A 14,247-nucleotide genomic window follows, 5' to 3' on the forward strand; every position below is an offset into this window, starting at 1 on the left:
GCGGTGTCATGGTGCGGTTACAGCGGGCATCTAGCGTCGGCGCACTACCCAGCCAGCAGGAGTCGTTCGATGCCGATTTTCGATCCCGCCCGCCGCCAGGTGCTCAAGGGCAGCGCCGCCGTGATGGCCGCCGGTGCGCTTGGCAGCTTGAGCGCGCTGCAATCGCGCCAGGCTCAGGCCGCCACCAGCACTTCCCCGCCGTTGCAGCTGGCACCCGTCCCCAGCCGCTATGGCCCGCTCGCCCCGGTCGCCGACCAGAGCACCGGGCTGCCGCTGCTGCAGCTGCCGCGTGGTTTCAGCTACCGCTCGTTCGGCTGGAGCGGCGATCGCATGGACGATGGCCAGCCCTGCCCCGACCGTCATGACGGCATGGCCGTGGTCGGCCTGCGTCGGCCCGACTGGCGTCCGGGCAGCGATCCGCTGCGCGGTCTGGAATATGTGCTGATCCGCAACCACGAGCGCGGCGCGACCACCCCGTTCCGCGCACCAGCGATGTACGACACCGGCATCGTCAGCGGCACCCAACTGGCCGGTGGCGGCACCACCACCTTGAGCTACGGCCGCCGCGGTTGGGGCAGCCTGGAGCCGAGCCTGGGCGGCACGCTGGTCAACTGCGCCGGTGGCCCCACCCCGTGGGGCACCTGGCTGAGCTGCGAAGAGATCAAGACCAATGCGGTGTCCAGCACCGGCCGCAAGCACGGCTACGTGTTCGAAGTGGACCCGGACAGCCAGCGCACCACCGGCCGCCCGCTGGTCGGGCTGGGCCGCTTCAGCCATGAAGCGGTGGCGATCGATCCGCGCACCGGCATCGTCTATCTCACCGAAGACGATCGCAACAAGGCCGGCCTGTATCGCTTCATCCCCAACGACCGTCGCGGCCGCAATGGCTCACTGGAAAATGGCGGCCGGCTGCAGGCCGCACGCGTGCGCGGGCGGCGCAATGCCGACCTCACCGTCGCCAGCATCGGCCAGCAGTTCCAGCTGGAATGGGTGGATATTTCCGAGCCCGATCTGGATGGCATCGCCGCACCGGCCGGCTTCCCCGACATCGGCGCCAACGACACCCTGAGCGGTCCGTTTGCGCAGGCCTGGGCCGACGGCGCGTTGCGCATGAGCCGCGGCGAAGGCATCTGGTACAGCTACGGCAAACTCTTCATCGTCGACACCAGCACCGGCGTGGATGCACAGGGCCGCCGCGGTTACGGCAACGGCGCGGTATGGGTGCTTGATCTTTTCACGCAACGCTTGAGCGCACTGTTCGTCAGCGGCAACCAGCTGGCCGCGCACAACCCGGACAACGTCACCGTCAGCGCGCGCGGAGGCGTGGTGCTGTGCGAAGACGGCGGGGAGAGTCCGGACGAATACGGTCCCGGCGCGCGCCTGCTCGGGCTCACCCGTGGCGGCGAATCGTTCTATCTGGCCAAGAACAACGTGCAGCTGACGTCGCAGCAGATCGCCGATGCCGGCAAGACCATTGCCGAAGGCGATTACCGCGACACCGAATTCTGCGGCGCCTGCTGGGACCCGCTGGCGCGCACCTTGTTCGTCAACATCCAGACGCCGGGGATTACGCTGGCGATCACCGGGCCATGGGAACGCGGTCCGTTGTAGGCGGTCTTTGCCAGGCAAACGGCCGACGCCGCACCTGCCGGACGGACCGTCGTTCGCTCGGCAGTTTTCCATAATGCCGGAGCAGGCCTCACGCGACCGGCAGGGACAACCTGCGCTAATGCAGATCTGCGGGGAATACGGGCGTTCGAAGCACCACTCCTAGCTGCAGGACAGCTGCGCACTCACCACTAGCGGTCGCTGCGACGCAAACGCGACGACTGCAGCCGCTCGCTCCACGTGCACGGTTGGCACCACCGCCTAATGAACCGCTCAGCGGCATTCGCTTTCAGTCGAGCGTGCAGGCAGCGCGCGAGTCGTGGGCCTGCGTATCAGAACCAGGGTGCGTCTGGTCCGCCAGACATGGCACGCTGCAATTTCAGCCAGCGCTTGAGCGATTGCGGGTCGGCCAGTTCGCGCAGGCCCTGCCGCGCTTCCATCAGATCGTCTTCGATGTCGCGCTTGAGTTGGGCCATCAATTTACCCAGTCGCTCGGGCTTGAGCCGCGACGGCAGGTCCAGAGCATATTCTGCGCAAAAGTTCTCCGACTGCTCCTGCACCTGCTGTTGCAATTCCTTGCACTGCCGGTCCAGTTCGCGGTTGTAGTCCTGCAGCCGCGCCGCGCTCATTGCATCCACACCTTGCGCGTCCAGCAGGCCGATCTCGGCCTGCAGTTCGAGCAAGCCGAGCAGATCGCCCGCCTTGTAAGCCGCATTGAGCCGTTGCATCAGGATGGTGCGCGAGGCGTGGTCGTCGGGGTCCTTGGCGCGGTCCGGATGCAGATTGCCGGCGAGTTTGCGATACAACTCGCGCAACGGTGGCGGCTCGGCATTCCCGGCAACCGCTTTCTTCTCGGCACGCTTGCGGCGCTGGGTGTTGCGCTGTTGTTGTTGCGCGTGTTCCTGCTCGAGACGCTCGCTGACGCGTTCGAAGAGCTCTTCGGGCGAATCGATGCCGTCCAGTTCGTCGGCATCCAGCCCATAGGCCTGGCCGAGAATCTGCTTCATCAGTGCATCGGATTCGGAGACTTCCTGGTCGTAGCCCATGACACTGTGGCGATCGTAGATCGGCCGCAATGCTTCATGTCCCGATTCGATCAGCGGGCCGGCGATATCGCACAGCAGCTCCGACAGAAACGCACGGTCGGCCTTGCTCAGCTTGACCGTGGCATGCGCGCGATCGAGTTCTTCGACCAGCGCCACATCGGCCGCGCGCCGATGATCGAGCAAGGGCTGCAGCTCGGTGTGATAGCGCTCGCGCCAACGCGTGAGCGCCGTTTGCCAAGCTTGCAGTTCGTTGCGATGACGCTCCAGATCGCGCAGCAAGCGGTCGAAGCGTTTGCGCGCCGGCGACAACGGCTGCGCGGCGGCCTGCGCCGGCTGGCTGCGCAGTTGCTGCAGCGCCGGCGAGGCAGGTGTCTCCGTCTGGGCTTGGGATTTTCTCGCCATGCCGTGGGTCAGTTACGCCTCGGGGTCGGCATCCGCATCGTCCGGACGCTGGTCGCCTACAGTCCACAGGCGCTCCAACGCGTAGAACTCGCGCACGCGCGGCAGCATCACGTGCACCACAACATCGCCCAGGTCGACCAGCACCCATTCGGCTTCGCGCTCGCCTTCCACGCCCAGCGGCATCACGTCCAGACGCTTGGCGAACTTGACCACTTCTTCGGCGATCGACTTGACGTGGCGGGTCGAGGTGCCCGAGGCGACCACCATGTAATCGCAGACGCTGGACTTGCCGCGCACATCGATTTCGACCACGTCCTTGGCTTTCAGCTCCTCCACGGCCTCGCGCACGGTGGCCAACAGGGCCGGCACGGACGGCGGCGGGTTAGGAATGGAGGTCTTGATGACTTGGGCTTGGGTGGTCAAAGCGGGCAACTCGATGGAATTAGTGTGAATTATAGGCCGGTCCGGCCGGATGCGTGTTCAGCTAGACGGCTGCGCGCTGCCGTAAAGGCATTCGCGCGCGATAAACGCTGCCACCGACGGCGGCACCAGCGCCTGCCAGTCGCCGCCGGTGGCGATGCGCGAACGCACCGCGCTGGCCGATTCGCCACGCAGCGGTTGATGCAACCGCCACAGGCGGCCGGCCGGGGCGGCGCCCAGTTCGCTGGCGCTGGCAGCCCACCTGCCCTGCACTGCCTGGGCAAGCTGCGGCGCCTCGGCCAGATCCGGCGGGACGCCTGGACGCTCGGCAACGACGAAATGCGCCAGCTCGAACAGCGCCTCCCACCGATGCCAGCTGCTAAGGCCGACAAAGGCATCGGCGCCCAGCAACCAGGCGATCGGCGTCGCAGGGCCGAGTTCGGCGCGCAGTTCGCGCAAGGTATCGACGGTATAGGACGGTGCGCCGCCCTGGCTCGCGCGGCGTAACTCGCGGGTGTCCAGCACCAGCCCGGGCGTGTCGGCGAGCGCCAGTTCCAGCATGCGTGCGCGCTGCGCGGCGGTGGCGCCGGGTGCGGGGCGATGCGGCGGGTCGGCGGCTGGCACCAGATGCACGAGCGCGCCCAGTTCGTCGCGCGCGGCGCAGGCGATGGCCAGATGGCCCAGGTGGATCGGGTCGAAGGTCCCACCGTAGTAGAGGTGGAGCTGGGATTGGGGATTGAGGATTGGGGATTCGGCAGAGCAAGGTTCCAGCGCTGCGGACTGGGGATCGGCGTCTGGGGAGATGGGAACCGCGGCGGCCTCAGTGGCAGTTGTCTGCGCTTCCTGGTTCGGGATTGCGCTGTTCTGAGCCTTCAGGGTCCCGGTCTCCACGTTCTGGCCTGCAGTCCCCACATCCACCGCTTTCACACCAGCAATCTCACCGCACGCGCTTCGGCCACGGCCACCAGCAGGCGCTCCAGGCCGACCCAGGCGTCGCCGTCGGCGCGGCCCTTGGCCATGCGATCAACCAGCCCGGCTTCGGCGACGAAGCGTTCCCAGCGGCGCGGTTCGGGATGCCGTTGCAGCGCGCGCTTGAACGGGGCCTGGCGCGATTCCCACAGCCCTTGCGCCTTCATTTCGGCAGCGAGGTTGCCGCCATTTGCCTGCACTTTCGCCAGCGATGCGGTACGCAGCAGTTCCTTGATCAGGATCGGCATCAGTGCGGCCACCGCCTCGCCTTCGGCGCGCAGGCCGGCAAGCATGCGGATCACTGCCGCCGGCTGCCCGGAGAAGGTGGTTTCGGCCAGCCGGAACACGTCGTAGCGGGCGGCATCGGCAACCAGCGACTCCATCGCCTCCAGGTCCAGTACCTTGCCGTCGGCCAGCAGTACCAGCTTGTCGATTTCCTGCGCGGCGGCGAGCAGATTGCCTTCCACCCGCTCGCTCAGGCGCTGCACCGCGGCAGCGTCCGCACGCAGGCCGTGGCTGCGCAGGCGGCGCTCGATCCAGTCGGACAATTCGTGCGGCTTGATCGCCCAGGCTACCGAGATGGTGCCGATGCGGCCGACCGCATCGGCCCACTTGCCCTGGTGCGCCTTGCTCCAGTCGTTGGCGGTGATCAGCAACACCACGTCCGGCGGCGGATTGGCGCAGAAGCGGGTGATGACATCGGCACCGTCCTTGCCCGGCTTGCCGCTGGGCAGGCGTATTTCCACCAGCCGGCGCGGACTGAACAGGCTGGGCGCGTTGAAGGTCGCATCCAGCTGGTTCCAGTCGAACTCGCGGCCATCGGCGTCGAAGACTTCGCGTTCGCCAATGCCTTCGGCGCGCGCTCGGGCGCGCACCGCATCGGCCGCCTCCAGCACGCGCAGCGTCTCGGGGCCGGCGATCAGATAGACCGGCTGCAACGGCTGGTTGGACTGGCCGGCAAGCTGCTCGGGGCGGAGTTCCATGACTGCGAGCGCGCGCGATGCTTAGTTGTTCGACGCAGGCGGCAACGCCGCCGGCACGCTCGACTCAGGCGTGGTCGGCTGCACTGGCGGCGTGGGAGCCTGCGGCAGCGGCGCGGTCGGCGTGCTTTCCAGCGTCTCGCCACGCTGCACGCGTGCGCGCACCACGCTGTCGATACGACGCAGGATCGAGGCCGACATGTCCTTGCGCAATTCGTCGGCAAGGATCTCGCGCTCGGTCGCGGTACCGGTGGCGTCTACCGGCGGCGACACGTAGTCGCGCGAGAGCTCGATCACCTGCTGCGGCACCAGCACCGCGCCATTGGCGGTGGTGACGGTGAAGATGGCGGCGTAGCGCAGGCTGTATTCCTGCGCACGACCCTGGCTGTCGATGGCGATCGGCAGATCGCCCCAGCGCTCGGACAACACCTGCACCTGCGCAAAGCCGGTCTTGGCGTCTTCGTCGGCCAGGGTGGCGCCGGCAGCCTTGAGGCCACGCCGCAGCAACTTGGCCAGCTCGCTGTACTGCACTGCAGACTGCACCTTGACCGCTGGCGTGTCCGGCGGCAACGCCAGCGAATTGCGCAGATGGAAGCCGCAGGCGGTGAGGCTCGAGACGAGCACGAGGGACGCAGCGAAGGCAGTAGGAAATCGAATCATGGGCACAGTCTGGATGAGCGCCCCGGCGGCGGCAACAGGCGGCTAGCCTGACCGACACCGCGTGAATGGGGCTTGAGAGCACCGCAGTAAACCTGCGGCGGCCGGTAATGACAAACGCGTCGCCACGCGCCAGTGAAATGAATCGGCAAGAACGACCGCAGCCCCCTTGCCTGCGCGCCGGTGCAGGAATTACCTGAAACCGCCGCATCAACCTAACCTACGCGCCGCCACGCCGATCCGGCGAACTCCCCGGAACGGCGCCTGCGACCCGACCAATCAGAACCAATCACCCCGCCACGATGTTCACGATCTTGCCGGGCACGATGATGATCTTGCGCACACTCATCCCTTCCAGGAACTTGGCCGCGTTCGGCTCGGCCTGCGCCAGCGCTTCGAGTTGCTCGCGCCCGGCATCGGCAGCCACCTCGATGGTGCCACGCAGCTTGCCGTTGATCTGCACCGCCAGGGTCAGCGCGTCGCGCACCAGCGCGGCGGCATCGACCTGCGGAAACGCGACATCTTCCAGCAACGTTTCGCCACGGCCCAGCACCTGCCACAGCGCGTGGCTGGCGTGCGGGGTGATCGGGTTGAGCAGCAGCACCATCGCTTCCAGCGCTTCCTGCCGGACCGCCCTGCCCTGGTCGCTGGCGTCGTCGAACTTGGCCAGCGCGTTGGACAGCTCCATCACCGCCGCAATGGCGGTATTGAAGCTGTGGCGGCGGCCGTAGTCGTCGCTGACCTTGCCGATGGTTTCGTGGGTCTTGCGGCGGATCGCCTTCTGCTCGGCACTCAACGCGGCGACGTCCAACGCGGCTGCAGCGCCCTCGCCCACATGCTTGTGCACCTGCACCCACAGCCGGCGCATGAAGCGCGCCATGCCGTCGACGCCGGCCTCGTTCCATTCCAGCGACTGCTCCGGCGGTGCGGCGAACATCGAGAACAGGCGCACGGTGTCGGCGCCGTACTTGGCCACCATCGACTGCGGGTCCACGCCGTTGTTTTTGGATTTGGACATCTTCTCGGTGCCACCGATGTGCACCGGCTGGCCATCGGCGATCAGCACCGCGCCGGTGACGCGGCCGCGCTCATCGCGCTGGATCTCGACATCGGCCGGATTGATCCAATCCTTGCCGCCATTGTCGGCGTCGCGATAGAACGTGTCGGCGATGACCATGCCCTGGGTGAGCAGGTTGGTCACCGGCTCGTCGCTGTCCACCAGCCGCGCGTCGCGCATGAGCTTGTGATAGAAGCGGAAGTACATCAGGTGCAGGATCGCGTGCTCGATGCCGCCCACATACAGGTCGGCCGGCATCCAGTAGTTGGCGCGGCGGTCGACCATGTCGCGTGCGTTGGGGCTGGTGTAACGCGCCACGTACCAGCTCGACTCCATGAAGGTGTCGAAGGTGTCGGTCTCGCGCTCGGCCGGGCCGCCGCACTCCGGGCAGGTGGTCTGGCGCCAGGTGGGGTCGGTCTTGATCGGCGAACCGGTACCGGCAAATTCCACGTTCTCCGGCAGCACCACCGGCAGTTGGTCTTCCGGTACCGGCACCGCGCCGCACTTGGCGCAATAGATCACCGGAATCGGGCAGCCCCAGTAACGCTGGCGGCTCACGCCCCAGTCGCGCAGGCGGTAATTGACCCGGCGCTGGCCCTGGCCCTTGCGCTCGAAGCGCTCGGCCAGCGCTTCGAAGGCGCCGCCGAAATCCAGCCCATCGAATTCGGCCGAATTGATCAGCTCCAGTTCGCGGCTCTTGTCGGTGTACCAGTCGCGCCACTGGGTGGCGTCCCAGGTCTGCTCGTCTTCATTGCGCGGCTCGCGCAGCTTGACCACCTGCACGATCGGCAAGGCGTACTTGTTGGCGAATTCGAAATCGCGCTGGTCGTGGCCGGGCACCGCCATCACCGCGCCGGTGCCGTAGCCCATCAGCACGAAGTTGGCCACCCACACCGGCACCTGCTCGCCGCTGATCGGATGTACTGCGGTCAGGCCGGTGGCCATGCCGCGTTTCTCCTGGGTTTCCAGCTCGGCCTCGGAGACGCCGCCGTGCTTGAGCGTTTCCAGCAGCGCGGCCAGTTCCGGGTTGGATTTGGCCGCATGCAGCGCCAGCGGGTGCTCGGCGGCGATCGACACGAAGGTCACGCCCATCAGCGTGTCCGGGCGGGTGGTGAACACGCGCAGCGGATCCAGCGCAGCGCCATTGGTGTCGCGCACGTCGAACTGGATCTCCAGCCCTTCCGAGCGGCCGATCCAGTTGCGCTGCATGGTCTTGACCGAATCCGGCCAGCCGTCCAGCTGATCCAGGCCGTCGAGCAGTTCCTGCGCGTAATCGGTGATGCGCAGGAACCACTGCGGAATCTCGCGTTTTTCCACCAATGCACCAGAGCGCCAGCCGCGGCCGTCGATCACCTGCTCGTTGGCCAGCACGGTCTGATCAATCGGGTCCCAGTTCACCACCGCATTGCGACGGTAGGCCAGGCCCTTGCGCATCAGCCGGGTGAACATGCGCTGCTCGTGCACGTAATAGTCCGGCGAGCAGGTGGCGAACTCGCGCGACCAGTCGATCGCGTAGCCCAGCGACTTGAGTTGCCCACGCATGTGTTCGATGTTGGCGTAGGTCCACTTGGCCGGCGCGGTCTTGTTCTTGATCGCGGCGTTTTCCGCCGGCAACCCGAACGCATCCCAGCCCATCGGCTGCATCACGTTGTGGCCGGTCATGCGCTTGTAGCGGCTGACCACATCGGAAATGGTGTAGTTGCGCACATGACCCATATGCAGCGCACCGGACGGGTACGGCAGCATCGACAGGCAATAGAACTTCGGTTTGTCCGAGTTCTCATCGACCTGAAAGGCGCGGGTGGCATCCCAGAACTGCTGGGCGGAGGTTTCGACCTGCTGCGGGTCGTAGACGTTCGGTTCGACGGTGGACATTGGGAGCGGATGCTCGGGCGGTGCAAAGCGGCACAGGGTACCGCAGTGCAGCAGGCGCTCCAAACCCGCGCGTCAGAAGGCGGGTTTGGCCGGCCAGCTCCAGCCGGCAACCGCCAGCCAGCCTACCCAGGCCAGGAACGCCACACGCTGGGCGATTGCCTGGCGCAGCAACCCCGGCGGCCCGAATGCCAGCACCGCCACCAGCAGCCCGGCGCCCAGACTCAGCAACGCCAGCGTGCGGGTATCGGACTGGTTGAGCAGCGCGGCGGCGATCAACAGCATGGCCGGCACGAACGCCACCGCCCATAGCAGCCAAGCGGTGGCGTGGGCCTGGCTGGCGCGGCCATCCAGGTCGGTGGGATCCAGCGGCAGCAGACCCATGCCCAGGAACGCCAAACCTGCCAGCACGATCAACTGCCCGCCCACGCGCAGGCTCCAGCCGGACTTGGCCGGCATGCGCGCCAGCAAACTGATGCCGGTGGCCATGCCCAACCCACCCACCAGCGCGAACGCCAGCAGGTTGAAGCCCAGCGCGTGCGGAACGCCGTCTGCGCCCAATAACGCCACCGGGTGGCTGGCCTGCAGATAGCCGGGCAACGCCAGCCCGAAGCCGGCCACCGCCAGCACGAACACGGTTGCCGCGATCAGGCCCAGGTAGCGCTGCGTGCCATCGATGCTCGCCATTCGTCTTGCTCCAACGCGGGGCGCAGGTTGCGCCGCCATGACGCGGCATTGTGGTGCCGGGGGCGGGTGGCGTGAACCCCTTATCTGATCCCGGCTGGCCTGATATCGGCCGGCCCGTTTGCTGGCGGCCTGGTTGTCGCCGGCCTCGGCCAGCCTTGTCATGGCCGGCCTGGCGCGCACCGACCTTGGGCCGGTTGGCCTGATCCCGGCCAGCCTTGTGTCGGCCGGGTTTGCCACCATTACGTCCCACTGTTGCCGTCATCTTTTCAGGAAGCCCATGTCCGACAAGCCGCACGTATTCGATGCCACCACCGACACCTTCGAGACCGAGGTCCTGCAGAAATCGTTGACGACACCGGTACTGGTGGATTTCTGGGCCACCTGGTGCGGCCCGTGCAAGTCGCTGACGCCGATCCTGGAAAAGCTCGCCGCCGACTACAACGGTGCGTTCGAGCTGGCCAAGGTCGATGTGGACAAGGAACAGCAGATCGCCGCCGCGTTCCAGATCCGCTCGGTGCCGACGGTCTTCCTGGTCAAGGGCGGCGAGCTGGTGGATGGTTTCCCCGGCGCGATGCCGGAAGGCCAGATCCGTGAATTCCTGACCCAGCATGGTGTGCTGCCAGCCGAGGCGCAGGTGGTCGAAGAACTCCCGCCGGCGCCGCTCGACCCGCAGGACCAGGCCGCCGCGCTGCGCGAGGCGATCGCCGCCGAGCCGGACAAGGACGAACTCAAGCTGGACCTGGCGCTGGCACTGCTCAAGACCGGCGACACCGCCGAGGCCGAGCAGCTGATCGACGCCCTGCCCGCCAACCTGGCCACCGACGACCGCGCGGTGCGTGCCAAGGCGCGGCTGAGCTTTGCCAACGTCCTGAAAGACGCGCCGGATGCGGACGCGCTGCAGGCCGCCGTGGCCGCCAACGGCGCCGACCTGCGTGCGCGCCACCTGCTCGGCGTGCGCCATCTGCTCGACGGCAACGATGAAGCCGCCCTGGAGCAATTTCTGGAGATGCTGCGGCAGGACCGCACCTTCGACGACAACCTGCCGCGCCGCAGCCTGATCGATGCATTCCGCGTGATCGAGGACGAAGACCTGGTCGGCCGCTATCGCCGCAAGATGTCGTCGTTGGTGTTCTGACAGCCGATGGCGCTGCGGCGTCACATGGACACGTAGGAGCGGACCCGGCCGCGACGAGGCGTTACCCGCCAGTCGCCGATAAGGTGTTCCCGGGTAGCGCGCCGTCGCGGCAAGGTCCGCTCCTACGAAGGCTGCCCCGCAACGGCGGGCCCTTGCCCGGGTGTGCACCAAGCGGCGAGGCACAGCGCGCGACTGCTCGGCCGGCGATGACGCGCAGTCTGGACCGGCTCGCAGCATGACACGACCACTTCAATGTCGACCTGCGGCATCCCTCCATACGCATGCGAATGTTATGCTGCGCATCTGCCCTTGCCATGGAATCTGGCCGCATGCGCGCTTCACTGTTCAAGCTCGGCATCAACCTGTGGCCGCCGTATCTGTTCGCCGGCATCCACGTCACCGTGCTGTCGGCCGATTACCGCTATGCACGCGTGGAGCTGCGCCAGCGCCCGTGGAATCGCAACTACGTCGGCACCCATTTCGGCGGCAGCCTGTTCGCAATGACCGACCCGTTCTGGATGCTGCTGACCATGCAGAACCTGGGGCGCGACTACTACGTCTGGGACAAGGCAGGCAGCATCGAGTTCGTCAAACCCGGGCGCGGTACGGTGAGCGCGGATTTCGTCATCGACGACGGCATGCTCGCCGAAGTGCGTCAGGCCACGGCCAGCGGCGAAAAACATCTGCGCTGGTTCGAAAACGACGTGCACAACCGCCAGGGCGAGGTGGTGGCACGGGTGCGCAAGCAGTTGTACGTCAAGCGCAAACCGGCACGCTGACACTGCGCCGTAGGCGCGCTGCCGGATGGCCAACACACTGCATCGGTTTCACGCGCGTCGGCTGGACGTGATCGTGGCGTGCGCAAGCCCGTCGTGCCTCCGCGCACGCTCACAAGGTGTTGCGCGCGGCATGCGGACTCTGGGGTCTCCCAACCCACACGGATTGTCTTCATGAAAACGATCAACGTCATCACCCTGGTGCTTCTTATCGTCGGCGGCTTGAACTGGGGCCTGGTCGGCCTGTTCCAGTTGGATCTGGTCGCCACGCTGTTTGGCGGGCAGGACGCGCTGCTGTCGCGTGTGGTTTACACGCTGGTCGGCGTCTCTGCGTTGTGGCAGCTGGTCCCGCTGTTCCGCAACGACCACACCGCGACCGATCACCACACCAGCCCGCACGTGCGTAATTCGTAAGCGTGCATCACCCGGCATGCAGCGTTGAGATGTCGCTGTCAGCCTGCAGCTTTCAATCCGCAATTGCAGTAGGCAACTGATCGATGACACGACGCCGGCACACTTGCCGGCGTCGTGCTGTGTGGCGCATGTGCTTTGCGTCTTGGCGCGTGGTCGGCAAGAATCAGTCACCTTCTCCGCTTGGCTGCCTTCATGCTCCTGCGCACCTTAGCTTCCGCCTGCCTGCTCGCGTTGTTGTTGCCCGCTGCCGCCAATGCGGCCTATCGCAGCCCGCAACAGATTCTGGACAGCTCGCCGGCCAGCGCATGGCGTGTGCTCGACCCGGACCGCACGCTGTACATGGAACTGGACGGAGGCCGAGTGATCATCGAATTGGCGCCGCAATTTGCGCCCGCCCATGTGGGCAACATCCACACCCTGGCGCACGAGCGCTTCTGGGACGGGCTGACCATCTATCGCTCGCAGGACAACTTCGTGGTGCAGTTCGGCGACCCGGACGGCGAAACCCCGGCCAAGGCCAAATCGCTGGGCGCGGCAAAGACACATCTGCCGGCCGAATTCGAACGCGCATCGCAGGGCCTGGATTTCCAGCGCCTGCCCGACAGCGATGGCTGGGCGCCGCAGGTGGGCTTTGTCGATGGCTTTCCGGTGGGCCGTGACAGCGCCAGTGGCAAGACCTGGCTGGCGCATTGCTACGGCACGTTAGGCGCCGGCCGCAACAACGACGAAGACAGCAGCATCGGCGCCGAGTTGTATGTGGTCACCGGGCAATCGCCGCGCCAGCTGGACCGCAACATCACCGTGGTCGGCCGCGTGGTCAAAGGCATGGAATTATTGAGCGTGACGCCGCGCGGCCCGGACCCGATGGGTTTCTACGAAGACCCTGCACAACGCGCACCGATCCGCGCCATTCGCCTGGCCAGCGAAGTGCCGCTGCCCGAGCGCACCCCTTTGCAGTTGTTGCGCACCGACAGCCAGACCTTTCGCGACGTGGCCGAAGCGCGCCGCAATCGCAAGGACGATTTCTACAAGCGCCCTGCCGGGCATATCGATCTGTGCAATGTGCCGTTGCCGGTGCGCGCGCCGCCAGCGGCCGGCTGATTCGGGATTCGGGATTCGGGATTCGGGATTCGGGATTCGGGATTCGGGATTCGGGATTCGGGAAAGCATAGCCAGGCTCAGACATTTTCAGACCTGCGCGCACGCTTAGCGTGCTCGCTCAGCGGGCGCGCTGACTGAAGGCCACGCTGCCCAGGATCAGCACCGCGGCCACCAGCATGGTCCAGGTCAACGGCTCGCCCAGCAGCGACCACGCCAGTAATGCGCCGAACACCGGCACCAGATAGGTCACCGTGGAGGCACGCGCCGGGCCGATGCGCTGGATCAACCGGTAGTACATCAAAAACGCCAACCCGGTGCACACCACACCGAGTGCGGTGGCGCAGGCCCAGGCCACCGCCGGCACCGGCGTGGTCGGCCACTGCCACCACGCCAGCGGTGCCAGCAGCAAGGCGCTGCAGCCCAGCGTGGATGCCGCCGATGCGGCCGGTGGCAGATCGCCCATATGGCGCTTCACCAGGTTGTAGCCGATGCCGTACAGCAGCGACGCGGTGGCGCCAGCCAGCGCCGCAGGCCCCACGCTCAATCCAGCCGACTTGCCGGTGGCCAACACCAGCACGCCGATGAAACCGATCAGCAACGCCAGCGCGCGACGCGTGCCGATCTTCTCGCCGAAAAACAGAAACGCGATCAATGCTGTGAACAACACCGTCATCGCATTGCAGATCGCACCGACCGCAGCCGGCGCGTGTTGCGCACCCCAGGCGAACAACAAAAACGGCAATGCCGAGTTGAGCACGCCGATCGCTGCCAGCATCGGCCAGCGCTGCAAGGGGAAGCGCTCGCGCGCCAGCCACAGAAACGGCAACAACACCAACGCACCCAGCGCCAGGCGAATTTCCACCAGCACCACGGTGCCGAACTTCGGCGCGGCTACGCGCATGAACAGGAACGAGCAGCCCCAGACGATGCCGAGGAAACCCAGTTCCAGCGGGGTGCGCCATTCGCGTGTTACCGCTCCCGGCTGTGTCGACGGGTGCGCACTCATGAACGTGCCTCCGGACGCTGCTGTGGTGTGCTGAAAAGGCAGGAAACAACACCAGGCAGGCAAACGGACATGGCACGATCATCGCTAAGGGGTAATGCAGCATCGGTTGCAACCGCA

Annotated in this window: 13 protein-coding genes; 5 read left to right on the plus strand and 8 right to left on the minus strand. The window is 66.4% G+C overall.

All coding sequences use genetic code 11. The features are described 5' to 3' along the window. The first annotated feature begins 69 nt into the window (after nucleotides 1-69). Complete coding sequence (locus FFY45_RS17530) at nucleotides 70-1,611, plus strand: alkaline phosphatase PhoX (RefSeq protein ID WP_006449946.1); 1,542 nt, start codon at nucleotides 70-72, stop codon at nucleotides 1,609-1,611. A gap of 329 nt (nucleotides 1,612-1,940) precedes the next feature. On the opposite strand, the gene FFY45_RS17535 is transcribed toward FFY45_RS17530, so the two are convergent. The 7 genes from FFY45_RS17535 to FFY45_RS17565 form a co-directional block, all read right to left on the minus strand. Further along, nucleotides 1,941-3,056, minus strand: a complete 1,116-nt coding sequence (locus FFY45_RS17535) for a J domain-containing protein (protein ID WP_176341396.1) — start codon at nucleotides 3,054-3,056, stop codon at nucleotides 1,941-1,943. A gap of 12 nt (nucleotides 3,057-3,068) precedes the next feature. After that, nucleotides 3,069-3,479: a ribosome silencing factor gene (gene rsfS / locus FFY45_RS17540; RefSeq protein WP_176341397.1), complete on the minus strand. Its 411-nt coding sequence runs from the start codon at nucleotides 3,477-3,479 to the stop codon at nucleotides 3,069-3,071. Nucleotides 3,480-3,536: 57 nt separating this feature from the next. Then, complete coding sequence (nadD, locus tag FFY45_RS17545) at nucleotides 3,537-4,247, minus strand: nicotinate-nucleotide adenylyltransferase (protein WP_255172057.1); 711 nt, start codon at nucleotides 4,245-4,247, stop codon at nucleotides 3,537-3,539. A gap of 152 nt (nucleotides 4,248-4,399) precedes the next feature. Continuing rightward, nucleotides 4,400-5,428, minus strand: a complete 1,029-nt coding sequence (gene holA, locus FFY45_RS17550; protein ID WP_023903362.1) for a DNA polymerase III subunit delta — start codon at nucleotides 5,426-5,428, stop codon at nucleotides 4,400-4,402. A 21-nt stretch (nucleotides 5,429-5,449) separates the two neighbouring features. Next, complete coding sequence (locus tag FFY45_RS17555) at nucleotides 5,450-6,085, minus strand: LPS-assembly lipoprotein LptE (protein ID WP_023903361.1); 636 nt, start codon at nucleotides 6,083-6,085, stop codon at nucleotides 5,450-5,452. Nucleotides 6,086-6,371: 286 nt separating this feature from the next. Beyond that, nucleotides 6,372-9,014: a leucine--tRNA ligase gene (gene leuS, locus FFY45_RS17560; RefSeq protein WP_176341399.1), complete on the minus strand. Its 2,643-nt coding sequence runs from the start codon at nucleotides 9,012-9,014 to the stop codon at nucleotides 6,372-6,374. Between the two features lie 72 nt (nucleotides 9,015-9,086). Then, nucleotides 9,087-9,698, minus strand: coding sequence for a DUF998 domain-containing protein (locus FFY45_RS17565; RefSeq protein ID WP_176341400.1), 612 nt, complete (start codon nucleotides 9,696-9,698; stop codon nucleotides 9,087-9,089). Between the two features lie 277 nt (nucleotides 9,699-9,975). On the opposite strand from FFY45_RS17565, the gene trxA reads away from it, so the two are divergent. From trxA to FFY45_RS17585, 4 genes are all read left to right on the plus strand, one after another. Next, the gene (gene trxA / locus FFY45_RS17570) at nucleotides 9,976-10,833 is read left to right on the plus strand and encodes a thioredoxin (RefSeq protein ID WP_176341401.1); all 858 of its coding nucleotides are present in this window, start codon (nucleotides 9,976-9,978) and stop codon (nucleotides 10,831-10,833) included. 329 nt (nucleotides 10,834-11,162) lie between these two features. After that, nucleotides 11,163-11,612 carry a DUF4442 domain-containing protein gene (locus FFY45_RS17575; RefSeq protein ID WP_176341402.1) on the plus strand — a complete coding sequence of 150 codons (450 nt, stop codon included), beginning with the start codon at nucleotides 11,163-11,165 and terminating at the stop codon, nucleotides 11,610-11,612. A gap of 171 nt (nucleotides 11,613-11,783) precedes the next feature. After that, nucleotides 11,784-12,023: a DUF378 domain-containing protein gene (locus FFY45_RS17580; RefSeq protein WP_176341403.1), complete on the plus strand. Its 240-nt coding sequence runs from the start codon at nucleotides 11,784-11,786 to the stop codon at nucleotides 12,021-12,023. A gap of 192 nt (nucleotides 12,024-12,215) precedes the next feature. Then, on the plus strand, nucleotides 12,216-13,124 hold the full coding sequence (locus FFY45_RS17585) for a peptidylprolyl isomerase (protein WP_255172051.1): 909 nt from the start codon (nucleotides 12,216-12,218) through the stop codon (nucleotides 13,122-13,124). A gap of 118 nt (nucleotides 13,125-13,242) precedes the next feature. On the opposite strand, the gene FFY45_RS17590 is transcribed toward FFY45_RS17585, so the two are convergent. Further along, a complete protein-coding gene (locus FFY45_RS17590) occupies nucleotides 13,243-14,130 on the minus strand; it encodes a DMT family transporter (RefSeq protein WP_176341405.1) in 888 nt (295 codons plus the stop codon). Nucleotides 14,131-14,247 lie beyond the last annotated feature (117 nt).

This window comes from Xanthomonas hortorum, from assembly GCF_011305375.1.
GTDB classification, from domain to species: Bacteria; Pseudomonadota; Gammaproteobacteria; order Xanthomonadales; family Xanthomonadaceae; genus Xanthomonas; species Xanthomonas hortorum_E.

What these genes read in the sequence shown, in the direction of transcription:
- FFY45_RS17565 (WP_176341400.1), bottom strand. Translation starts at nt 9,698, where the DNA reads ATGGCGAGCATCGATGGCACGCAGCGCTACCTGGGCCTGATCGCGGCA.
- FFY45_RS17580 (WP_176341403.1), top strand. Translation starts at nt 11,784, where the DNA reads ATGAAAACGATCAACGTCATCACCCTGGTGCTTCTTATCGTCGGCGGC.
- FFY45_RS17585 (WP_255172051.1), top strand. Translation starts at nt 12,216, where the DNA reads ATGCTCCTGCGCACCTTAGCTTCCGCCTGCCTGCTCGCGTTGTTGTTG.
- FFY45_RS17535 (WP_176341396.1), bottom strand. Translation starts at nt 3,056, where the DNA reads ATGGCGAGAAAATCCCAAGCCCAGACGGAGACACCTGCCTCGCCGGCG.
- FFY45_RS17575 (WP_176341402.1), top strand. Translation starts at nt 11,163, where the DNA reads ATGCGCGCTTCACTGTTCAAGCTCGGCATCAACCTGTGGCCGCCGTAT.
- FFY45_RS17555 (WP_023903361.1), bottom strand. Translation starts at nt 6,085, where the DNA reads ATGATTCGATTTCCTACTGCCTTCGCTGCGTCCCTCGTGCTCGTCTCG.
- FFY45_RS17590 (WP_176341405.1), bottom strand. Translation starts at nt 14,130, where the DNA reads ATGAGTGCGCACCCGTCGACACAGCCGGGAGCGGTAACACGCGAATGG.
- FFY45_RS17530 (WP_006449946.1), top strand. Translation starts at nt 70, where the DNA reads ATGCCGATTTTCGATCCCGCCCGCCGCCAGGTGCTCAAGGGCAGCGCC.
- trxA (WP_176341401.1), top strand. Translation starts at nt 9,976, where the DNA reads ATGTCCGACAAGCCGCACGTATTCGATGCCACCACCGACACCTTCGAG.
- holA (WP_023903362.1), bottom strand. Translation starts at nt 5,428, where the DNA reads ATGGAACTCCGCCCCGAGCAGCTTGCCGGCCAGTCCAACCAGCCGTTG.
- leuS (WP_176341399.1), bottom strand. Translation starts at nt 9,014, where the DNA reads ATGTCCACCGTCGAACCGAACGTCTACGACCCGCAGCAGGTCGAAACC.